The sequence below is a fragment of the Bibersteinia trehalosi USDA-ARS-USMARC-188 genome, from assembly GCF_000521725.1.
In the GTDB taxonomy this organism is placed as follows: domain Bacteria; phylum Pseudomonadota; class Gammaproteobacteria; order Enterobacterales; family Pasteurellaceae; genus Bibersteinia; species Bibersteinia trehalosi.
Window position 1 is genome coordinate 2,143,706 of the sequence record NZ_CP006954.1, and the last position, 22,578, is coordinate 2,166,283.

Genomic DNA, 22,578 nt, shown 5'->3' on the forward strand with positions numbered 1-22,578 from the left:
AACACATTTTTGCAAAATTCCGCTAAAATCCTACCGCTTGTTTTAATTGGAGAAATCTATGCAAACTCTAAATGTTGCCATTGCGGGCTTTGGTTATTCAGCCCGAGTTTTTCACACCCCATTTCTTGCTGCTGATACTCGTTTTGCAGTAAAAAAAGTGCTTGAACGTCACAGTGAACGCGCCCATGAGTTTTTCCCCAATGCCGAAATTGTACGTGATTTTGCGGCATTGCTTACACCTGAAATAGAGCTAGTCATCATTACAACCCCTAACCAAACTCACTATGAAATGGTGCAATCCGCATTGCTTGCTGGCAAGCACGTACTAGTGGAGAAACCTTTAGTAGCAACAGCTAAACAAGCGTTTGAACTTGCCGAGCTTGCAAAAAAACAAGGCGTGCTACTCACAGTGTTTCAAAACCGCCGTTGGGATAGTGCTCCTGCAACCGCCCAAATACTGTTGGAGCAAGGTTTATTGGGTGAGCCTGTCGATTGCGAGATTCGCTTTGACCGCTATACCAAAACGAAAAATGTTAAAGCGTGGAAAGAAACAGGCGAACAAGGCACAGGGCTAGTATATGATTTAGGCGTACATTTAATTGATCAGGCGGTATATTTATTTGGTAAACCACAAGCCGTGTTTGCTGATATTCGCTATCAACACGATGATGCGCTTTCCGATGATAATTTTGATATTCACCTTTACTACGAAAGTGGTTTAAAAGTAGTTTGTGCCGCAGGTAAATATGTACGTGAAGCAGGTAATGCATTTGCACTGCATGGAAAACTAGGATCATATGTAAAAGCTAAAGTAGATCAACAAGAAAACCGTTTAGCGCAAGGCATTCAGCCTATTGGAGATTGGAATAGCGAAGACGAATCGGATTGGGGCATTTTGCATACGGAAATTGCAGGCGAAGTGGTACGTAAAGCTTATCCAAACGCTCCTACCAGCTACAAAGATTTTTACGATAATCTCTTCCTAGCAATCAGAGGAGAACAGCCATTATTAGTCACTGCCCAACAAGCTGCCTTCGTGCTACAAATTATTGAAACCGCATTTGAAAGTGCCAAATTAGGGCAGAAAGTGACTATTTAAATTGCACTATTTTTTCGAGATAAACTTGATTTAATCCTATATCGTACTAACCAGATAAGTACTAGATATAGGATTATTTCATTCTCGTTTTTATACATCTCACCAATTAGGTATAGGTGAAATCATCTCCTATTTTTCAGTTAACCTTTTAGGCTTGCCATATCAATGACAAAGCGGTATTTCACATCAGATTTAAGCATACGCTCATAAGCCTCATTGATATTTTGCATATCAATCATTTCAACATCTGGCACAATGTTATGCTCGGCACAAAAATCCAACATTTCTTGAGTCTCTTTAATTCCTCCAATCTCTGAAGCTGCTATAGAGCGTCGCCCTAAAATCAGCGGAACAGTATTAATAGTTTGCTCTAACTCCCCAACAAGCCCCACTAAAACCAACGTACCATCTAAAGCCAAGGTTGGAATATAAGGTTTAAGATCGTGGGTGTATGGCACAGTATCAATAATAAGGTTGAATTTATTGTGTACTGCTTTCATCTGTTCGTTATCAGTAGAAAGCACCACATGGCTTGCTCCTAATCGGAATGCATCATCAGATTTATTCAGCGAGCGAGTAAATAAGGTCACCTCTGCGCCCATGGCTTTGGCCAATTTTACTGCCATATGTCCCAAACCACCCAAGCCAATAACCGCAACTTTATCACCAGCCTTTACCTTCCAATGACGAAGCGGCGAATAAGTCGTGATCCCAGCACAAAGCAATGGAGCGACTGCTTTGGTATCTAATTTTTCTGATACGTGTAAGACAAAATCTTCGCTTACCACAATATTGGTACTGTAACCACCTTGTGTCAGCGTACCATCAAAACGATCCTCTGAACCATAAGTGCCAATATTACCTTGTTCACAGTATTGTTCCAAGCCGTGTTGGCATGGCGAGCACTCTCTGCAAGAATCTACCATACAGCCTACACCAACTAAATCACCCACTGCGAATTTAGTGGCTTTATTGCCCACTTTCACCACTCTGCCAATGATTTCATGACCGGGCACAATAGGATAGGTGTGTGTCCAGCCCCAGTCATTACGCGCGGTGTGTAAATCTGAATGGCATACGCCACAGTATAAAATATCAATTAACACATCATCTTCACGTAATTCACGGCGTTCAAATGAATGTGGTGCCAAAGGCGTTGTTGCTGAAAAAGCCGCATAGGATTTTACAGGGTAGCTCATCGCAGACTCCTTAATGTTCAAATGTTAATAATCACCTGTTGATTTGGCTTGTTAACATCATTGAGATTTAAGCAATCTGTTGTACCAAACCGATATCAACTAAGCCAAAAACAGCGACATGATAACACCCGCCAATATAGGTAATTTCAACTAATACTTCACTTTTTTAAGTGAGTTCTACAGCAATTTTTAATAGCTCATTTGGGGCAAAAGCCACTACCATATATAGGATTTAAAGGTGCTCCTCTATTTTGTATTTTTTACCCAAAAATAACCGCTTGCAAGCAAGCGGTCTGATTGAATGATTATTCTACAAATTTCACCACTTCATCAAATGACTTACGGGCTTTTTTACGAATTTCTTTATCACGATAACCGAAGGTACACATCACCGAAATCCCCCATTCGTTGGCATCAAATAAGCCCGCTTCAGAGAGAATTTGATTGACTTTATCGTAATCAAACCCTTCAATTGGGCAACTATCAATCCCGATCATTGCCGCCCCTGTCATCATATTGCCTAATGCGATGTAGGTTTGTTTACTTGCCCAGTCAAATAGCGTGCGTTCATTTTCAGCTACTTTGCTGTCATTGACTTGGAAATTGCGATATTTCTCAATAACCGCAGGCATTTGCTCTTCGGTAACACCACGTCTAAGCATAGATTCTCGTAAAAACTCGCTGTCATAGCGTGCGTTTTTCTTCGCTAAAATCACCACGATATGGCTAGACGTTTCCATGGTTGGAATCCCCCAGCAATAAGGTTTAATCGCTTGGCGGAGTTCAGGATTTTGTAACACAATAAATTCCCAAGGCTCAGAACCAACTGAACTTGGGCTGAGGCGACCTAATTCTAAAATATAGTGCATATCCTCAGCAGGGATTTTTTTACTGCCGTCATAAGAACGGGTTGAAGCACGATAGTTGAATGCGTTAAGTACGTCTTCTTTGTTTAAAAAATTCATTTGAGTTCTCCAAATTAAAAATTACATAAAGCCCCGTTGGTACTGAGCTGGTACAAATTGCATTTCCTTACTGTCTGCGGCATTTTGTTGGTATTGTGCATTTAACACCCAATAAGGGTCACGCAATAACGCACGCCCAATCGCCACCAAGTCGGCATTGCCTAAGCCTAATACGTGGTCAGCAACCGCTGGATTATCCAACATTCCTACCGCAATAACAGGCACGTTTGTTGCTTTTTTCACTTTTTCAGCAAGATAAACTTGATAACCTGCGTAAAATTCTGGGTGATAACCTGCGTAAAATTCTGGGTGATTACCTGCGTGTAAAACGCCATCACCACCACCGCTGACATCTAAAATATCTGCCCCAGCCGCGACAAATCGTTTTGCCACCTCAACGCCATAATTACTATCAAATCCATCTTTGCCGTATTCTTGCGCAGAGATACGCACAATTAACGGCATATCAGCTGGCATCACCGCTTTTGCCGCTTTAGTCACTTGTTCACCAAAAAGCATTGGATCTTGACCATATTCATCGGTACGTTTGTTTGATTTTGGCGAATAGAATTGGTGGATTAAATAACCGTGTGCCGCGTGAAGTTCAATCGCATCAAAGCCAGCTTCTACCGCACGTTTTACCGAGTTTTGGAAGGCTTGGACGAGTTCTTTGACTTCATCAGTGCTTAATTCTCGAGGTGTGATGAGATTTTGCCCTGCATAGTCTAACTCACCATAGTGAATGGCTGAAGGTGCAACCGCATTTGGCTCATCTTGTGCCTTACGGCCAGCGTGGGCAATTTGTACCGCAATTTTGGCACCATTTGCATGAACGCTATCTACTAGCCGTTTAAATTGAGATTGCTGTTCATCATTCCATAATCCCAAACAATTTGGTGTGATGCGACCATTTGGTGCCACGTTTGTCATTTCCACAATAATCAAGCCAACACCACCGATAGCACGGCTGGTGTAATGCACAAAATGCCAATCATTTGGCACGCCATCTTTGGCGGAATACTGACACATTGGTGGCATTACGACACGATTTTTCAAATCTAAATTTTTAATAGTAAATGGAGTAAAGAGTTTTCTAAATTTTGCCATGCGAAATTTCTTGTTATGGAAATATTTGGGGAGATAATAAAGAAGTGATATTATCATTTCAAATTGATAATTCTTATATTGAGATATAAAAATGAACGATATTAGAACGCTTGATTTTAATTTACTGAAAGCCTTTGTGGTATTGCTTGATGAATGCAATGTGAGCAGAGCTGCAAAGCGGCTATCTATTACTCAACCAGCAATGAGTGGGATTCTAAATCGTTTACGAGAGAGTTTTAACGATCCTCTGTTTGTACGAGTGCAACATGGCATGCAGCCAACGGAACGAGCATTGCAACTTGGACGAATAGCAGAAAAAGTGCTGAAAGATATTAACTCCATGCTACAACCACCTGTGCTAGAACCAGAGAAACTCTCAATGACATTACGTATTGCCGCAATGGATTATGTGCAACAGATCATTGCTCTGCCGTTAATTTTACGTCTTAGACGACTTGCCCCCAATGTCCGAGTTGCCCTGCTGCCCGTACAAGGGCAAAATATCAAAACCTTATTTGAGCAAAATAAGATTGATCTTGCCTTAGTTAGCCAGCAGCATCTCACTAAAGATATGTATCAAAGCATACTATATGAAGAACATTATGTTTGTGTAATGAGTAAAAATCACCCAATGGCAAATGTAGTGCTTACACTGGATCAGTTTTGTGAATTACCTTTTGCTATGCTTTCCTATAATGGTGGTGAATTTAAAGGAGCGACCGATTTAGCCTTGCAAAAACTAGGACGACAACGCAAAGTGATGGTTTCGGTAAATCATATTTCACTTCTCCCCCAACTTTTGCAGGGTTCAGATTTAGTAGCCGTTCTGCCTGAACACCTTGCCCGCACATTACCAAATGTGCAGCTACAGCCACCACCTCTTGAGGTAGAAAATTTCACCATGATGATGGCTTGGCACGAACGCACAGAGCAAGACCCCGCTCATCGATGGCTTCGTAAGGTATTATCAGCCGTGCTCGAATGACACTAGCGGTCTTATTTACACAAAAATCTGCAAAACAGCGCGGGCTATCTATTCATGTGGATGATAATCAGCTACGGCACTTATTCTGCATCCCAACTAAAAAAACAATCACACCAAACCAAACAAAAGCATAACCAATCAAACCCTGTGTCGATAACGTTTCACCAAATAATAGTACACCGCATAAAAACTGTAACGTAGGCGAAATATATTGCAACATACCTAGCAACGACATAGAGATCTTCTTAGCCGCAGTCGCAAACCAGATTAATGGCAATGCGGTAGCAATACCCGAGCCAAGTAATATTGTTATTTGCAATGGGGTTAATTCTATAAATACGAAAGCATCTTGCAAATGACAAAAATAGAGATAACCCAATGCAAACGGTAACATAAGTAATGTTTCTAATGTAAAGCCAGACAATGCAGACATTGGCGCTAACTTACGAATTAAACCATATAATGCAAAACTTCCAGCAAGAATTAAAGCGATCCATGGGATCTGCCCTGCTGGTATGGCAAGCCATAAAATACCTACTGTTGCAGAACATAGGGCAATAAACTGGGTAATATTCAAACGCTCTTTTAATACTAGCCGACCAACAAACACGTTCAGTAATGGATTGATAAAATACCCCAAACTTGCATCTAAAATATGCTGATTGACTAATGCCCATAAATAAACCAACCAATTTAACCCAATCATAAAGGCTGAAAGTAAGAAAATACCTAGTACTTTTGGCTGTTTTAATACCCTCAAAACCACGGTAGTCTGCCTAAATACGATTACCAATACAATAGCAAATAACATCGACCAAATTACCCGCTGAGCCAGAAGTTGCTCTGCCGGCATTGATGATTGATAAAGCGGAGCCCAATAAATCGGAAACATTCCCCATGTCATATAGCACATTAAAGCATAGTGCCAACCTTGTAATTTATCAGTTAGTTTCATGCTGATACCCAATTATATTCCAAAGTAGATAAAAAATAGTAAACGGAAAGTAGTCGAAAGGCAAAATAGAGCAGAATCATTTACCCAATCAAGCAATCACAAATGGTTATTTAATGTTCAAATCGTAAGATTTTTTGTAAATTCTGGACTTATGTCACAAATTTTATGAAAAAAAGCCATTGCAACACAGCAAATGCTTGAGAGATCATATCCAATCCAAGAAAGCTTTCTTGGATCTTCACCATTGTTACCTTGCCCAATAAGGAGATTAATATGAGTAGCATATACAAGAAAACGAGGCTCATCCGTGAAATCTTCGCAGATATTATTGGTGAAACCAGAGTAAAGACGTTCTTTTCTTACTATGCAATTTTCAAAAATGATTTACTTTTTGGATTGTACAAGAATGATAAATTCTATCTGCGAATGCCTGAACATGCATCAGAAAATGAACTCATCAGTCAGCTTGAGCGATTAGATGATGCCAGGTTTGGAATTCATAACAAAAATTTCTACCATCTACCTCAATCAATCTTACTAAATCCGGAGGTGTATTCTCATTTAGTTAAAACCACTCTCAAAGAAATTGCACTACAGAAAAAGTTATCAAGCCTGAAGCGCCGAGAACTGATTCGTGCCCTACCTAATTTGAATATCAATATTGAGAGAATCCTAAAAAAACTTGGTATTTGCTCAATTAATGATTTCATGGCAAGAGGTGCCTACTCGATTTACGTTGAACTAATCAAGTCAGGTATTGAGGCTGATGAAACATTTTTATTCAAATTATATGGTGCTATACATCGTCAGTATATTTATACAATGACGCCAGAGCAAAAGAGAAAAATCTTAAAAGATGCTAATCAAGCCCTTTATGAAGCAGGGCTGCGTAAGCGTTTTAAGATTGATGATTAGCCTTCCGTTAGGGTAAACGGAATATAAAAAAACCGGCTAGTTTTAACTAGCCGGTTTATAATAATGGCAGGGGCGGAGAGGCTCGAACTCCCAACACCCGGTTTTGGAGACCGGTGCTCTACCAATTGAACTACGCCCCTATTGATAGATTTTCTTTTTCTATGAAAAGAGCGAGTATGAAACTCGCTTTGAAATAAAGTGGCGGAACGGACGGGACTCGAACCCGCGACCCCCTGCGTGACAGGCAGGTATTCTAACCAGCTGAACTACCGCTCCGCATTAAAATAATACCCTGATGTTGCCCTACTCTCACATGGGGAAACCCCACACTACCATCGGCGTTACTGCGTTTCACTTCTGAGTTCGGTATGGGGTCAGGTGGTACCACAGCACTATGGACATCAGGAAAATCTTCGATGATTTCTGTCCGTTATATTGTTTGTTCTTTCTTCGTTAAATTTGAAACAAGCTAAATTCTGATTCTTCGTTCTTGTGCTTTCTTTTCGCACACTCTGTTAATTCCTCAACCGTTCCGATGTTTTTGTTTTATCTAAAACGCTTGAGGTTGTATAGTTAAGCCTCTCGGGCAATTAGTACTGGTTAGCTCAATGTCTCGCAACACTTACACACCCAGCCTATCTACGTCGTAGTCTCCAACAACCCTTACTAGCTTATAGCTAGGGAGAACTCATCTCTTGGCAAGTTTCGTGCTTAGATGCTTTCAGCACTTATCTCTTCCGCACTTAGCTACCCGGCAATGCGTCTGGCGACACAACCGGAACACCAGTGGTGCGTCCACTCCGGTCCTCTCGTACTAGGAGCAGCCCCAACCAATTCTCCAACGCCCACGGCAGATAGGGACCGAACTGTCTCACGACGTTCTAAACCCAGCTCGCGTACCACTTTAAATGGCGAACAGCCATACCCTTGGGACCTACTTCAGCCCCAGGATGTGATGAGCCGACATCGAGGTGCCAAACACCGCCGTCGATATGAACTCTTGGGCGGTATCAGCCTGTTATCCCCGGAGTACCTTTTATCCGTTGAGCGATGGCCCTTCCATTCAGAACCACCGGATCACTATGACCTGCTTTCGCACCTGCTCGACTTGTCTGTCTCGCAGTTAAGCTTGCTTATACCATTGCACTAACCTCACGATGTCCGACCGTGATTAGCAAACCTTCGTGCTCCTCCGTTACGCTTTGGGAGGAGACCGCCCCAGTCAAACTACCCACCAGACACTGTCCGAGACCACGTTTCGTAATCTTCGTTAGAACATCAAACGTTAAAGGGTGGTATTTCAAGGACGACTCCAACAATACTGGCGTATCATCTTCATAGTCTCCCACCTATCCTACACATCAAAATTCAATGTTCAGTGTCAAGCTATAGTAAAGGTTCACGGGGTCTTTCCGTCTAGCCGCGGGTACACCGCATCTTCACGGCGATTTCAATTTCACTGAGTCTCGGGTGGAGACAGCCTGGCCATCATTATGCCATTCGTGCAGGTCGGAACTTACCCGACAAGGAATTTCGCTACCTTAGGACCGTTATAGTTACGGCCGCCGTTTACTGGGGCTTCGATCAGGAGCTTCTCTTTCGATAACACCATCAATTAACCTTCCAGCACCGGGCAGGCATCACACCCTATACGTCCACTTTCGTGTTTGCAGAGTGCTGTGTTTTTAATAAACAGTTGCAGCCAGCTGGTATCTTCGACCGGTTCAACCTTCATCCGCTAGGGACTACAATCTACGCCGGCGCACCTTCTCCCGAAGTTACGGTGCTATTTTGCCTAGTTCCTTCACCCGAGTTCTCTCAAGCGCCTGAGTATTCTCTACCTGACCACCTGTGTCGGTTTATAGTACGGTTTATAATAACCTGAAGCTTAGTGGCTTTTCCTGGAAGCGTGGTATCAGTTACTTCATCTCCTTAGAAACTCGTCATCACTTCTCGGTGTTAAGAAGACCCGGATTTGCCTAAGTCTTCCACCTACCAGCTTAAACAGACATCCAACAGTCTGCTAACCTAACCTTCTCCGTCCCCACATCGCAGTTATTACAAGTACGGGAATATTAACCCGTTTCCCATCGACTACGCTTTTCAGCCTCGCCTTAGGGGCCGACTCACCCTGCCCCGATTAACGTTGGACAGGAACCCTTAGTCTTCCGGCGAACGAGTTTTTCACTCGTTTTATCGTTACTTATGTCAGCATTCGCACTCGTGATACGTCCAGCAAACCTCTCGATTCACCTTCTTCCGCTTACACGACGCTCCCCTACCCAACAGACTTTCGTCTGATGCCGCAGCTTCGGTGCTATATTTTAGCCCCGTTACATCTTCCGCGCAGGCCGACTCGACTAGTGAGCTATTACGCTTTCTTTAAATGGTGGCTGCTTCTAAGCCAACATCCTAGCTGTCTAAGCCTTCCCACTTCGTTTCCCACTTAATATAGACTTTGGGACCTTAGCTGGCGGTCTGGGTTGTTTCCCTCTCCACGATGGACGTTAGCACCCACCGTGTGTCTCCTGAGTATCACTCTTCGGTATTCGCAGTTTGCATCGGGTTGGTAATCCGGGATGGACCCCTAGCCGAAACAGTGCTCTACCCCCGAAGGTGTCCGCTCAAGGCTCTACCTAAATAGATTTCGGGGAGAACCAGCTATCTCCCGGTTTGATTGGCCTTTCACCCCCAGCCACAAGTCATCCGCTAATTTTTCAACATTAGTCGGTTCGGTCCTCCAGTTAGTGTTACCCAACCTTCAACCTGCCCATGGCTAGATCACCGGGTTTCGGGTCTATACCTTGCAACTATTCGCCCAGTTAAGACTCGGTTTCCCTACGGCTCCCTTATTCAGTTAACCTTGCTACAAAATATAAGTCGCTGACCCATTATACAAAAGGTACGCAGTCACCCCGAAGGGCTCCCACTGCTTGTACGCACAAGGTTTCAGGTTCTATTTCACTCCCCTCGCCGGGGTTCTTTTCGCCTTTCCTTCACAGTACTGGTTCACTATCGGTCAATCAGGAGTATTTAGCCTTGGAGGATGGTCCCCCCATCTTCAAACAGGATATCACGTGTCCCGCCCTACTTGTCGTTAGCCTAGTACCACCAGAATGTTTTTAGATACGGGGCTATCACCCTGTGCCGCTGAGCTTCCCAACTCATTCTCCTAACATTCAAGCTATCACTAACTGGCTCTTTCGCGTTCGCTCGCCGCTACTAACGAAATCTCGGTTGATTTCTTTTCCTCGGGGTACTTAGATGTTTCAGTTCTCCCGGTTTGCCTCATTATCCTATGTATTCAGATAATGATAGTAGGTTCTTCACCTACTGGGTTTCCCCATTCGGATATCTTGGATTAAACGCTTCTTATCAACTCATCCAAGCTTTTCGCAGATTAGCACGTCCTTCTTCGCCTCTGATTGCCAAGGCATCCACCTTGTGCGCTTAGTCACTTAACTATACAACCTCAAACATTTTAAGAATCTTAAACGGTTTAAGATTAAATAACATTAACAACTACACTTGATTGCTTTTGTTCAATCAAGATTTTGAACTACTCAGACTTTCAATTTATTCGTCATTTACTCTCGTAAACTTAACGAACTTGAAAAATCTCTCAGTTTTCAGCTTGTTTCCAATTTTTTAAAGAACATCAGACAATGGCTTTCGCCTATCATCATACCTAAAATTGCAAAAATCTTGGCATTTTCTACCGCTTGCAACCTTAGGTATGATGATTGGTGGAGATAAGCGGGATCGAACCGCTGACCTCCTGCGTGCAAGGCAGGCGCTCTCCCAGCTGAGCTATATCCCCAATTTCATCTTTCCGTTGTGTTCACTCATATGGTAATGAGTGGTGGGTCTGAGTGGACTTGAACCACCGACCTCACCCTTATCAGGGGTGCGCTCTAACCACCTGAGCTACAGACCCAACGGATGACCTTCGGTTTGTCTTTCATATCAAACAATCTGTGTGAACACTTGCAGTCGTTTTAGTTATCTTGGTAAGGAGGTGATCCAACCGCAGGTTCCCCTACGGTTACCTTGTTACGACTTCACCCCAGTCATGAATCATACCGTGGTAAACGCCCCCCTTGCGGTTAAGCTATCTACTTCTGGTACAACCCACTCCCATGGTGTGACGGGCGGTGTGTACAAGGCCCGGGAACGTATTCACCGCAACATTCTGATTTGCGATTACTAGCGATTCCGACTTCATGGAGTCGAGTTGCAGACTCCAATCCGGACTTAGATGCACTTTCTGAGATTGGCTCACCATCGCTGGCTCGCTACCCTCTGTATGCACCATTGTAGCACGTGTGTAGCCCTACTCGTAAGGGCCATGATGACTTGACGTCATCCCCACCTTCCTCCAGTTTATCACTGGCAGTCTCCTTTGAGTTCCCGACCAAATCGCTGGCAACAAAGGATAAGGGTTGCGCTCGTTGCGGGACTTAACCCAACATTTCACAACACGAGCTGACGACAGCCATGCAGCACCTGTCTCATGGTTCCCGAAGGCACTCTCATATCTCTACAAGATTCCATGGATGTCAAGAGTAGGTAAGGTTCTTCGCGTTGCATCGAATTAAACCACATGCTCCACCGCTTGTGCGGGCCCCCGTCAATTCATTTGAGTTTTAACCTTGCGGCCGTACTCCCCAGGCGGTTGATTTATCACGTTAGCTACGGGCACCAAGCTTAAAGCCCAATCCCCAAATCAACATCGTTTACAGCGTGGACTACCAGGGTATCTAATCCTGTTTGCTCCCCACGCTTTCGCACATGAGCGTCAGTATATTCCCAAGGGGCTGCCTTCGCCTTCGGTATTCCTCCACATCTCTACGCATTTCACCGCTACACGTGGAATTCTACCCCTCCCTAAAATACTCTAGATAGCCAGTCTGAAATGCAATTCCCAGGTTAAGCCCGGGGCTTTCACATCTCACTTAACTATCCGCCTGCGTGCCCTTTACGCCCAGTTATTCCGATTAACGCTCGCACCCTCCGTATTACCGCGGCTGCTGGCACGGAGTTAGCCGGTGCTTCTTCTGTGACTAACGTCAATTGCTTTGTCTATTAAACAAAACACCTTCCTCATCACCGAAAGAACTTTACAACCCGAAGGCCTTCTTCATTCACGCGGCATGGCTGCATCAGGGTTCCCCCCATTGTGCAATATTCCCCACTGCTGCCTCCCGTAGGAGTCTGGACCGTGTCTCAGTTCCAGTGTGGCTGGCCATCCTCTCAGACCAGCTAGAGATCGCAGGCTTGGTAGGCCTTTACCCCACCAACTACCTAATCCCACTTGGGCTCATCTTATGGCAGGTGGCCCGAAAGTCCCACCCTTTAATCTCTCGATATTACGCGGTATTAGCTACCGTTTCCAGTAGTTATCCCCCTCCATAAGCCAGATTCCCAAGCATTACTCACCCGTCCGCCACTCGTCAGCAAAGAAGCAAGCTTCTTCCTGCTACCGTTCGACTTGCATGTGTTAAGCCTGCCGCCAGCGTTCAATCTGAGCCATGATCAAACTCTTCAATTCAAAAAGTTTAATCGCTCAATAACTGCTAGCTATAAATCGCTTTATTTCTATTAAATAGAAGTAATGAATTTCTAGTTTAAGCACCTATTAAGACTTCAAAATTAAAAAATATTTTTAACTAATCAATCAACAAGTGCCCACACAGATTGTCTGATATATTGTTAAAGAACAAAAAAGAACGACGCACTGGAAAATTTATCTTTGCAACAGTGCGTCGTTGCGATGGCGTGCATTATAGAGATTTCAAAATCCTTTGCAAGCGCTTTTTTGCAAAAAATCTAAAAAAAATGACCGCTTGATTTTATTTTAAGCTATATTAACAAAAATAACTCACTTGCAAGCCATTTATTAGACAACCATTGGTGCAAAAACAAAACCAAAGATCAATCCTGCCACTACACCAAATAATGCTGGCAACATAAATGGGTGATCCAGCATATATTTTCCTGCCCGAGTAGAGCCTGTCGAATCAAGTTCCATTGCTGCTAAAGAAGTAGGGTATGTTGGTAAAATAAAGATTCCTGTAATAGCAACAAAAGAAGCAAGAATCGCCCAATTCGGAACACCAAGAGTAACAGCTAATGGAATAATAAGCGCAGAGGTTGAACCTTGTGAATAAAGTAAAGCACAAGTAAAGAACAGTACTGCTGCTAATAACATTGGATACGATGTAAGAATGCCACCAATTGATTCTTTTATTTCAGCTAAATGTGCATCCACAAATGTCATCCCTAAAGTTACTATCCCAATAATTACTGCGATGGATGTCATACCTGAACGGAAAATAGAACTCGCCACAATTTCATCCGGTTTAATTTTGCCGACCAACATCATTAAGCAAGAAGAAGCAAGCATCATCACAATAATAATATCGCGAGTACTCATTGATTTACCGCTTTCATAGACAGGTTTTAATCCCGGTACTGCTGCAAATAGGACAATTAATACTGTCGCTAGCAAGAAAATTCCAATAGAAAGTTGAGCGCCAGAACGACGATTAGCCACATGAGTTACATTTTTAGATGGACTAACCAATCCCGCCTTTAAACGTTCCAGATATATAGAATCATCTTTTAACTCACAACCTTGGCGAGATGCAACAAAAGCTCCTACCATTGAGGCAATGAAAGAAGCTGGTAAACAAACCGCTATGACCTGAAAGAAAGTCACACTATTACCTTCCATGACTGCAATTAATGCTGCCATGGCAGCACTCAGAGGAGAACCCGCTATCGCAAGTTGAGAAGAGACAACAGAACCAGCTAATGCTCGCGAAGGTCGAATACCACTCTCTTTTGCTACTTCAGCAATCACTGGCAAAGTAGAAAAAACAATAAATCCGGTACCTGCCATAATAGTCATCAACCAAGTAATTGCTGGTGCAATAAAGTTAATATATTTAGGATTTTTGCGCATTAGCACTTCAGCATAATGCACGAGCAAATCCATTCCACCAACAGCCTGTAATACAGCCGCAGCGATCACTACAGTCATGATAATTAACATGACATCAATAGGAATAGAACCCATTGGTAGTCCAAAACCTAAGGTTAAAATTGCCAATCCTAACCCGCCATATAAACCAATACCTAAGCCACCCGAGCGTAATCCTAAATAGATAGCCGCAAGCACCACAAAAATTTCTGCATAAATCATAATAAGTTCTCCCTCATTTAATGTGTTTGATACCAATTAATTGCTGATTGAACCAAGCTCAGTGTAGAATCCACATAGAGTTGTGGCTGCCGTTCTATCTCTTTTGCTAAAATAATTGGTACTTCTGTACAACCTAAAATGATAATTTCAGCCCCTAAACGGATGAGCTCATCTTTCTGCTTTAACATCAGCCTAGTCGATTCTTCTATTTCACCGGATTTCAACAAATAGATACTTTCCATAACTTCTTTTTGTCCTGCTTCATTTGGTCGAATAAAGGTAAGCCCTTGAGCTTCAATCCGATTTTTATATAATCCTGATGCCAAAGTAGCATCCGTTGCTAATAAACCAATTTTCTGCTTCCTACTTTTCAACACTTCATCTAATGTCGTGTCTATCATACTGAGCATTTCTACATGGCTCTTTGCCTGCAAATGCTCAAACCAATAGTGAGCGGTATTACAAGCAATGATGATGCAAGTTGCCCCTGCATTTTCTAACCCTTGTACATATTTCTCCATCAATGGCGCAGGGTCTTCACCTTGCGCCAAAATACAGCGGGTTCGATCTGGGATATCTGGAATAGAAGAAATTAGAAGTGGGATATGTTCTTGATCACAATTAGCGGGAGTAAGGCGAATAAATTTCTGGAACATATCTGCTGTTGCAGCAGGTCCCATTCCCCCTAAAATGCCAATAATATTTTTTGCCATATATGTTTCCTTCAATGTGAATTTAACTATGAAGGGTTATAGCAGAAGGGAAATATCAAAAAGAAATGCAATAAATTGGAGTGCAATGCAAAAAATGCAACATCCTTCTGACAAACTGGAATAATTCTTTGGAAATCAATAGAATAAAAATATTCACAAAAACATTGTTATGCATTTAGCCAAAAGGTAATGCAAATTTTGCATAGGTGGTGTATGAAAAATATAGAAACAAAATGGTTAGAAGATTTTTTAATCTTAGAAGAGTGCCGTCATTTTTCTCAAGCAGCAGAAAAACGGAATCTCTCTCAATCAGCATTTAGTCGTAGAATTTCCGCTTTAGAGGAAGTGATTGGTGTAAAATTATTCGATCGTTCTTCACTACCATTACAACTTACCGATCAAGGAAAACTATTTCATTCACAGACTCGAAATTTACTCCAACAATTAAGGAATAATCTAGATGAATTGTTAGGACATAATTGTAATTTACCCAATATTAAGTTTGCAGCAGCCCATTCACTCTCACTTTCTATCATGCCCAATCTGATCCGTACACTCTCACAAAAACATGAGAACTTTATTTACTCGGTAGAAGCTATCGATGTCGATCAAACCGTGAATACGCTTATTGAAGGAAAAAGTGATTTTATTTTCTCATTTTACGACGAAAGGCTTATGCAACCACCATTCCTCTCTTTGGAAATATTACAATCTCAACTTTATCCAGTTTCTCCTGTAGATATTACTGGTGAAGCATTATTCAATATTACAGACAGCAATATCCCATTATTAAACTATACGCCCAACTCCTACATGGGACGGTTAGTCAATAGAAAATTAGCACAAACAAAGCTATGCACTAAAACTAAATTTATCTCTTCTATGTCTGAATTACTTAAAAATATGTTACTTAATCATCAAGGTATTGCTTGGTTACCAAAATATTCGGTGCAAGAAGAATTACAACATAAAAAAGTTAAAATTTTAGATAAGGCGGAACTCGTCATTCCGATTAAAGGCTATATTTACAGAATGAATACACGCTTAAATAATGTGGCTGAAGAATTTTGGAATGATTTAAAAAATATTCAACTATAAGTCACCTGATTGCACCATAACATCTTACTTATTTACAAAAATACTAACGGCTAATACCGTTAGTATTTTTTGAGTTAATGGTAATGTTTTATTTCAAACTCTTTTTGTAAGGCCTCGATACTTTCTATCGTTTCAAAGCCGACTAACTCTGCAGCTTGATTAATACGGGTATTTGTCCCTATCGCTTGTGAAGCAAAAACAAAACCGTTTTGCTCAACTAATGTTTGACGATAAAAATCAACAATATCTTGTTTCGTTAGAACTTTTAGCAATTTAATTGCCTGAGCCTTACGATCAAAATTATCGTTGCCATGCATAAAATCACCATTATATTCACCAAATTCACGTAAAAGAGATTCTGGTTTATGCTGCATTGTTTCAATAAGATTCGAACGATATTTTTCAAAATCTGTATCAGATAATTTTTGCAAACGTTCAAAACTTTCCGTTACAAAACGTTGATTATGCTGCATAATTTCATTAGTCGATGCAATAGGGCTTTGTACGGTAAATGAAATCCCGGAGGTCTTACCAATACGATCACGGCTGGCTGATACCACATAACCCAGTTGTTTATCTGTACGTAAATCATCAAAATACCAACGAGAAATAATTGCTGCCAACAAGCTAGCACGAACACTACCCTCAATATCTCCGTAACCAGTGGAGAAATAACTCACAGAAAGCGCGTTATCCTCATGCGGAATATGTTTTATATAGTTAATTTTACGCTGACCCTGATTTATATCAACATAACGTCCAAATTCAATATGGCTATTGTTGTTTTTAACGACTTTCTCTAATGATTTCAGCAATGTTTTGAGTTGAGTATCGGAAAGATTGCCTAACGAGAGAATGCGCACTGCAGTCATTTTATTTAATAGGCGTTCACGTAAATTTTTTACATCATCAAGGCTAATTTCAGCTAATACCTGACGTTTTTTCGCTGTTTCAAAGAATGGATAGCGAGCAAAATTTCCCGCAGGCTGCATAGCTTGGCGTTGTGCAGAATCTTTTTCTAGTGCATCAAGATTTTCAAGATAACGCTGTTTTGCCAATGCTAAATCTTTTTCTGTCAGCTCAAACTGACTGAAATTCACAACTACATCTTGCAGCAATTTAGCAAGATTCTGCGTATAGCCATCAGCAACAATCCCTATACTATCTGCAGTCGTCATCAAATTAGCACTCATTCCAGCGACTGAAGCTTGAAAAGCCGTTTGGCGATGGGCTAGCCCATTCATCACATTTAACAATACAGAAGTAACATCCATTTTTACATTATCCGCACGTGGCGAAATGCTCATCGTAATACGGAGACGAGCTTTAGCTTCATCACTAAAATACTTACTCGGCATTGCGTAAATTTCTGTGCCCTTACCTTTTAAAATTAGTTTTGGAATTTCACGGCTAGTATCCACCTCGTTAAGCGTAAATTCCGTAGTGAAATATGGATTTAATGCTGGCAGTTTTAGCGTTGGATTTTGGCTAAAATCAAGCCATTTAGATTTTTGTGCTGCCGTCATTTTGGCAATCGCATAAGGAGCCTCAAAATATGGCGTTTTTTGATTGGTTGGAGCTTTATCATCCACAATGAAAATACGAGCATTATCAAGCATCATTAAATCTAATTTCGCTTTAATTTCATTAACATCCATTTCATCAGCCACATAAGCCTGATCAAAAATATTTTCCAGCGGATAGCTGAGCATTTGGCTCACTAGACTTGCCGCATAGTTAAAGCTTTTATCTACCCGTAAGTGTTTAAAATCTTGGCTTAAGCTCTCTTTGAGTTCACCAAAATAGCTGGCTTGAATACCTTCTTTTTTAATCTGCTCTATTTGTTGGAAAATCAGTGAAATTATCTTATCCTGCTCTGCTAATCCCTTATCAGTTAAACGCACAGAAATATTAAATGAACCACGATTGCGGCTAACATCATCACTATAAATCGCGCCAATACCTGAATCCGATAACCCCTGTTTCACCAAATAATCCGCCAATGTGCCTTCGGTATTATTGCTAAATACATAAGAGAGATATTCTCCTGATTTTTGGCGGAAAGCCGCCTTGTCTTCAGGCATATCAAAAGAAACCGTCAAACTTTTTGTTGGAATCACAGGGTTATAGTGCAATACCACCCCTAAATCTTGCTCGGTAAACAGTGGCATGGCTAACGTTGGCACACTCACATTTTTATTTTTGACTTTACCTAGAGTATTGGCTGCTAGTATAGCTAATTTATCAATAGGCTGATTCGAGTACAACACTGCTTTCATTACATTAGCAGAGTAATAAGTGTCGTAGAATTTAAGCAATTCATCTTGCAATTTACTATTGGGTTTATCCGACAAGGTTTCATTATTCCCTACAGCAAAATTAGTGTAAGGGTGTGCAGGATTGGCAGTTGCACGGTTTACCGAGCGAATCAAATGCCCATCACTTGATTTAGCCCTCACCATCTCCGCATTCACGGCATTCACTTCTTTTTTCGCATTGGTCTCAGCTAATAATGGCGCCGCAAAAGCATCAGATAAACGAGCCACTGCTTCATCGAAGGCATTATTATTTACTTGCAGATAGTAAACCGTGCGATCTGGTGCGGTGTAGGCATTATTACGTCCGCCATTTTTAGTTAAGAAGCCATCTAAACTATTGGTTTCAGGATAATCTTTTGAGCCCATCAAAATCATATGTTCTAGATAGTGAGCAAGCCCTTGCTGCTCTTTTGGATCTTCCATTGAGCCAATCGGTAGCCCTACAGAAAAGAGTGACTTGTTTGCTTTATCATCTGAAATTAGCAATACCTCCATACCATTATCTAAGCGAATCGCTTGATAAATGGCTTTATCTGTTGGGCTTTTATGGATCTGCACAGCTAACTTCTCAAACCCTGCTTGAGCTTCCTTCTGTATAGTTTCTATCGCGGGGCTATGTGCAGTTGCAAATACTGTACTGGCTTGAGCTGCACCAAGTACAAAAATCAGCTGTAAGCTATAACTTAAAAAAGACTTTTTCATTGAATCTCCTGAGACCGTATCATCAACTCAAACCATCGTAGGGTACGTTGATGGATAGCATTAAAATCTGGCACAGCAGTTTGAACTACAACCCTATACCAATAAGGATTACTGCTGTCATTTAGACATTTTTCCAACAGCGCTAAATCAAGCTCGTTTTCATTGCCTTCCGATAAAGTTTTAAAATAGCCTTTTAAATCGCTGGTTAAAGCGGTAGTTAATTGGCCAAAATTTGCAAAATAATCTTGTAAGTAAATTTGAATTAAGTCAGCCGCTTGCGATTTATCAAGCGTAGTAAAGCGTAAACATTGCACTTTTTTATCAAAAAAATAAAAACGAAATAGCACATTGTTTTCTTGGGTAACAATTAGAAACAAATAATTTAACCATGCCCTAATAAGATCTTTATCCCGCAGTCTTCCTACTCGCCATTGTACAATTTGTTGCTGTTCAAAACAGTTTTGAATATAACCCTGCACACGAATTTGATAAGTTTCACCATTTGGTAATCGAATCCCTTGCGGATAATCGATTTCAAGTAAATTTTTTTCTTTACCTAAATAATCCGCCAAGGCGATTTGTAACATATGGACTTTTTCATTCATATCCTGCGTTGCCAATTCGCCAAAATACCCATGGGGTAACTTACCTTTTAGCTTGGTATTTTCAATATATTGTGCGTGGTCACAAGGTTTAATTTCAACTAACTTATTCAAAAGCTGATACTCATCAAGCTTCGAAAGCTCAAACACTTCATGTGGCTCTGGCGCATATTCATGTTGTTCGAAGCGAATCCCAAGCTGCCTATTAAAGAAAAACTTAACCGGATCTTGAACATAAGAAATCAGATCATCCAATTCAATTTCATTTGGTAAATCCACGAAGTCTCGCGCTATCGGCTCAGAAAAATCATTTATTGCCTGTGGTTGATGTTTCGCCTGTAACCATTCAACATCATAAGAAATTGCACCATCAATAAAATTATTTGGACTAAATACTGTCATTGGGTGCCGATACAGGTACTGCTGAACTTGAGAATCACTCAGTTGGCTGGAGAGATAATCTAATAACTGTGACACTAAAATAGAAGGCAATTTTTCTTGATTATCGGTGAGTGATTGTCCGATATAACTAATATAGAAGACCTGCTGTGCAGAGAGTAATGATTCCAAAAACAGGTAGCGATCGTCATCTCGTCTGGCACGATCTCCTTTTTGATGAGCATATTGCATCAAATCAAAACTATTGCTCATTTGCTGGCGCGGAAATTCCCCTTCATTCATCCCAAGCAAGCAAACTACTTTGAATGGAATAGCACGCATTGGTAATAACGTACAGAAATTGACATGACCAACCATAAAATTAAGGCTGCTACGCGTATCATGAAAACGACTTTCAAACAGCTGCAAGATAATCTCTGTAGCCAGAGGTTCATTGAACTCTGTTTGTAAGATCGGCTCCATCACTGCTTTAATCGAATGCTGCAAAACTAATACACTGTCGATCTGCTCATGCTCTTCACTATAAAATTGCGTGAGCAAATTAAGTAACATTGCTTGCCACTGCTTAGCGGTATGTGCCGTTTGTAATTGCATATGCCAAGCGGTCAGATTTTCTAAAAAATGTGCAAAATTGCCAGTTAAATCAGCATTTAATCCATAACTTTCATCAAAACCAAGTACATTTTGCCATGGGTTATTTTCTTCTTTTAATGCTGTACCAAGCAACAAACGAGCGATGCCATTTTCCCATGAATTGTAATTTTGCCAAGAGGGGTTATCTTGCTGTAAGCCTGCTCGAATGCCAACAGAGGTGATCCATTCTTGTAGTTGAAGTAGCTGTTCCTCACTGATTTGGTATTTCGTACGAATAGCCGCTACATTTAGCAAATCTAAAATTTCTTCTACACTAAATGTTTTCTCTTTAAATGAAAGCAAATTTAAAAAACTTGCCACGACAGGATCAACATGGCTTATTTTTTGATCGGATAAGCTAAACGGAATATAGCGATTATCACTGCGTTGAAAACGTGCAAATACCGCATTGATATAAGGCGCATAACTATCAATATCTGGAGACATCACAATGATATCTTTTGGCGATAGCTGAGGATCTTGCTCGAACATAGCCAACAAGCGATTATGTAGCACTTCTACTTCACGCATTTTGCTATGACAAGCGTGAATTTGTAAAGAAGGTATTTCGTGCTCATTGAGCGTCTCATCAAATTCAGGCTGATTATATAAAATTGCCCGCTTAACATTAGCCAGCAAGGAGTATTTGCCCGTAAAATCATCAAACAGGCGTGGCTCATTAATCAAAGGTTCAAGCTCTTCTAGTAAGTTAAAAAACTCTTTGCCTTGCTTACCCCAAACAGCCAATAATGGATTACCTTTCGCATATTCCTGCATTTCTTCTGATGAAATTTGCTGTTTTAGCGCGAGTTTTTCTAGCATACGTTCATCTTGCTGATCGCCCCAATACTCTTGGCTCGGATTAGTGAAAAACAGATGTACAGTAATATATTCACTCAACTTTTTTAATACGGCAAGCTGACTTGGCGGTAAAGAAGATATGCCAAAAACAAAAACCCGTTTCGGCAATTTTTTCAGTTCTAGATCGCTTAAATTAGCCAATTTCTCAAAATAGCGATGTTGCAAATAAGCACGGTGTGAAGTATGAAATATCTCTTCTGCTGTATCTTGGCGAATATCTGCAGTCAAGGCATTCCACAACATTCCTTGCCATTGAATCGTATTTTCCAGCTCTGCATGAGCTTGTATTTTAAGAGAAGAATTTTGAGTTATTGCATTCAAGATATGCTGACTTTCGCCTTGTTCCCAGTGAATTAACCACTGTGGGCGATAAACAAGATACTGATCGAAAATATCTGCAATTTTAGTGGCCAACTGGTATAGCTTTAGCTGATCGCCTTCTGCCAAATAGCGAGCCAATGGACTCAGAGAGGGGTGAGAAAGTAGCTTAGGGATCAAACGCATAAACCGCCAAACTGTACTTGAAGGCGAGAAAATATTTTCTTTAGGTAGCTCTGGAAAGAGTGTGCGATATTGCTGCCAAACAAAGCTAGTTGGGAAAGGAAATGCGATATTAGCACTGATACCCATTTTCTGCGCAATCTCCATTTGCAGCCACTGCGCCATACCAATACTTTGTACCAAGATTGTTTCTTGCGAAAAAGGATCTGGATTTGGATCATTCTCTAAAATACCGACAAGCAGATCCTTATGATCCCTTAATTGGTTCGCATAATAGACTTTTAGCATCGCCCTTTCCTCTTTGAAGAAAGGGAGTATT

Annotated in this window: 12 protein-coding genes, 4 tRNA genes and 3 rRNA genes; 4 read left to right on the top strand and 15 right to left on the bottom strand. The window is 41.2% G+C overall.

Annotated elements, in window-relative coordinates:
• Nucleotides 1-58 precede the first annotated feature (58 nt).
• Nucleotides 59-1,099, top strand: a complete 1,041-nt coding sequence (locus tag F542_RS09735; protein WP_015431670.1) for a Gfo/Idh/MocA family oxidoreductase — start codon at nt 59-61, stop codon at nt 1,097-1,099.
• A gap of 140 nt (nt 1,100-1,239) precedes the next feature.
• Here the strand turns inward: F542_RS09735 and F542_RS09740 are convergent, their stop codons facing one another.
• The 3 genes from F542_RS09740 to F542_RS09750 form a co-directional block, all read right to left on the bottom strand.
• A complete protein-coding gene (locus F542_RS09740; RefSeq protein WP_015431669.1) occupies nt 1,240-2,298 on the bottom strand; it encodes an NAD(P)-dependent alcohol dehydrogenase in 1,059 nt (352 codons plus the stop codon).
• Nucleotides 2,299-2,603: 305 nt separating this feature from the next.
• Nucleotides 2,604-3,263 carry an NAD(P)H-dependent oxidoreductase gene (locus F542_RS09745; protein WP_015431668.1) on the bottom strand — a complete coding sequence of 220 codons (660 nt, stop codon included), beginning with the start codon at nt 3,261-3,263 and terminating at the stop codon, nt 2,604-2,606.
• Between the two features lie 21 nt (nt 3,264-3,284).
• Nucleotides 3,285-4,370, bottom strand: a complete 1,086-nt coding sequence (locus F542_RS09750) for an NADH:flavin oxidoreductase/NADH oxidase (protein ID WP_015431667.1) — start codon at nt 4,368-4,370, stop codon at nt 3,285-3,287.
• Between the two features lie 91 nt (nt 4,371-4,461).
• On the opposite strand from F542_RS09750, the gene F542_RS09755 reads away from it, so the two are divergent.
• Nucleotides 4,462-5,355 carry a LysR family transcriptional regulator gene (locus tag F542_RS09755; RefSeq protein ID WP_015431666.1) on the top strand — a complete coding sequence of 298 codons (894 nt, stop codon included), beginning with the start codon at nt 4,462-4,464 and terminating at the stop codon, nt 5,353-5,355.
• Between the two features lie 67 nt (nt 5,356-5,422).
• On the opposite strand, the gene rarD is transcribed toward F542_RS09755, so the two are convergent.
• Entirely contained in the window at nt 5,423-6,310 is an 888-nt protein-coding gene (gene rarD / locus F542_RS09760; RefSeq protein WP_015431665.1) for an EamA family transporter RarD, read from the bottom strand.
• 273 nt (nt 6,311-6,583) lie between these two features.
• Between rarD and F542_RS09765 the strand changes: the two genes are divergently transcribed.
• Nucleotides 6,584-7,225 carry a TfoX/Sxy family protein gene (locus F542_RS09765; protein WP_015431664.1) on the top strand — a complete coding sequence of 214 codons (642 nt, stop codon included), beginning with the start codon at nt 6,584-6,586 and terminating at the stop codon, nt 7,223-7,225.
• Between the two features lie 64 nt (nt 7,226-7,289).
• On the opposite strand, the gene F542_RS09770 is transcribed toward F542_RS09765, so the two are convergent.
• The 9 genes from F542_RS09770 to cuyB all read right to left on the bottom strand — a co-directional run bounded on the left by F542_RS09770 (nt 7,290) and on the right by cuyB (nt 15,145).
• Nucleotides 7,290-7,365 (bottom strand) — tRNA-Trp (locus F542_RS09770).
• Nucleotides 7,366-7,424: 59 nt separating this feature from the next.
• Nucleotides 7,425-7,501: transfer RNA gene (locus F542_RS09775), tRNA-Asp, on the bottom strand.
• Nucleotides 7,502-7,515: 14 nt separating this feature from the next.
• A 5S ribosomal RNA gene (gene rrf, locus F542_RS09780) occupies nt 7,516-7,631 on the bottom strand.
• 163 nt (nt 7,632-7,794) lie between these two features.
• Nucleotides 7,795-10,689 (bottom strand): 23S ribosomal RNA (locus F542_RS09785).
• A 280-nt stretch (nt 10,690-10,969) separates the two neighbouring features.
• Nucleotides 10,970-11,045: transfer RNA gene (locus F542_RS09790), tRNA-Ala, on the bottom strand.
• Nucleotides 11,046-11,085: 40 nt separating this feature from the next.
• Nucleotides 11,086-11,162: transfer RNA gene (locus F542_RS09795), tRNA-Ile, on the bottom strand.
• Nucleotides 11,163-11,236: 74 nt separating this feature from the next.
• Nucleotides 11,237-12,776: ribosomal RNA gene (locus F542_RS09800) — 16S ribosomal RNA — on the bottom strand.
• The 16S, 23S and 5S rRNA genes sit together here with 4 tRNA genes alongside, the layout of an rRNA operon.
• A 348-nt stretch (nt 12,777-13,124) precedes the next feature.
• Nucleotides 13,125-14,432 carry an anaerobic C4-dicarboxylate transporter gene (locus F542_RS09805; protein ID WP_015431662.1) on the bottom strand — a complete coding sequence of 436 codons (1,308 nt, stop codon included), beginning with the start codon at nt 14,430-14,432 and terminating at the stop codon, nt 13,125-13,127.
• 17 nt (nt 14,433-14,449) lie between these two features.
• Nucleotides 14,450-15,145 carry a cysteate racemase gene (gene cuyB, locus F542_RS09810; RefSeq protein WP_015431661.1) on the bottom strand — a complete coding sequence of 232 codons (696 nt, stop codon included), beginning with the start codon at nt 15,143-15,145 and terminating at the stop codon, nt 14,450-14,452.
• 213 nt (nt 15,146-15,358) lie between these two features.
• Here cuyB and hypT point away from each other — a divergent pair, with 213 nt between their 5' ends.
• Nucleotides 15,359-16,243, top strand: coding sequence for a hypochlorite stress DNA-binding transcriptional regulator HypT (hypT, locus tag F542_RS09815; RefSeq protein ID WP_015431660.1), 885 nt, complete (start codon nt 15,359-15,361; stop codon nt 16,241-16,243).
• A 74-nt stretch (nt 16,244-16,317) separates the two neighbouring features.
• On the opposite strand, the gene ptrA is transcribed toward hypT, so the two are convergent.
• Nucleotides 16,318-19,263: a pitrilysin gene (gene ptrA, locus F542_RS09820; RefSeq protein ID WP_015431659.1), complete on the bottom strand. Its 2,946-nt coding sequence runs from the start codon at nt 19,261-19,263 to the stop codon at nt 16,318-16,320.
• Nucleotides 19,260-22,547, bottom strand: a complete 3,288-nt coding sequence (gene recC / locus F542_RS09825) for an exodeoxyribonuclease V subunit gamma (RefSeq protein ID WP_025267432.1) — start codon at nt 22,545-22,547, stop codon at nt 19,260-19,262. The genes ptrA and recC overlap by 4 nt, the downstream gene beginning before the upstream one ends.
• Nucleotides 22,548-22,578 lie beyond the last annotated feature (31 nt).

What these genes read in the sequence shown, in the direction of transcription:
- F542_RS09805 (WP_015431662.1), bottom strand. Translation starts at nt 14,432, where the DNA reads ATGATTTATGCAGAAATTTTTGTGGTGCTTGCGGCTATCTATTTAGGA.
- F542_RS09740 (WP_015431669.1), bottom strand. Translation starts at nt 2,298, where the DNA reads ATGAGCTACCCTGTAAAATCCTATGCGGCTTTTTCAGCAACAACGCCT.
- hypT (WP_015431660.1), top strand. Translation starts at nt 15,359, where the DNA reads ATGAAAAATATAGAAACAAAATGGTTAGAAGATTTTTTAATCTTAGAA.
- F542_RS09750 (WP_015431667.1), bottom strand. Translation starts at nt 4,370, where the DNA reads ATGGCAAAATTTAGAAAACTCTTTACTCCATTTACTATTAAAAATTTA.
- rarD (WP_015431665.1), bottom strand. Translation starts at nt 6,310, where the DNA reads ATGAAACTAACTGATAAATTACAAGGTTGGCACTATGCTTTAATGTGC.
- F542_RS09735 (WP_015431670.1), top strand. Translation starts at nt 59, where the DNA reads ATGCAAACTCTAAATGTTGCCATTGCGGGCTTTGGTTATTCAGCCCGA.
- ptrA (WP_015431659.1), bottom strand. Translation starts at nt 19,263, where the DNA reads ATGAAAAAGTCTTTTTTAAGTTATAGCTTACAGCTGATTTTTGTACTT.
- recC (WP_025267432.1), bottom strand. Translation starts at nt 22,547, where the DNA reads ATGCTAAAAGTCTATTATGCGAACCAATTAAGGGATCATAAGGATCTG.
- F542_RS09745 (WP_015431668.1), bottom strand. Translation starts at nt 3,263, where the DNA reads ATGAATTTTTTAAACAAAGAAGACGTACTTAACGCATTCAACTATCGT.
- F542_RS09755 (WP_015431666.1), top strand. Translation starts at nt 4,462, where the DNA reads ATGAACGATATTAGAACGCTTGATTTTAATTTACTGAAAGCCTTTGTG.
- cuyB (WP_015431661.1), bottom strand. Translation starts at nt 15,145, where the DNA reads ATGGCAAAAAATATTATTGGCATTTTAGGGGGAATGGGACCTGCTGCA.
- F542_RS09765 (WP_015431664.1), top strand. Translation starts at nt 6,584, where the DNA reads ATGAGTAGCATATACAAGAAAACGAGGCTCATCCGTGAAATCTTCGCA.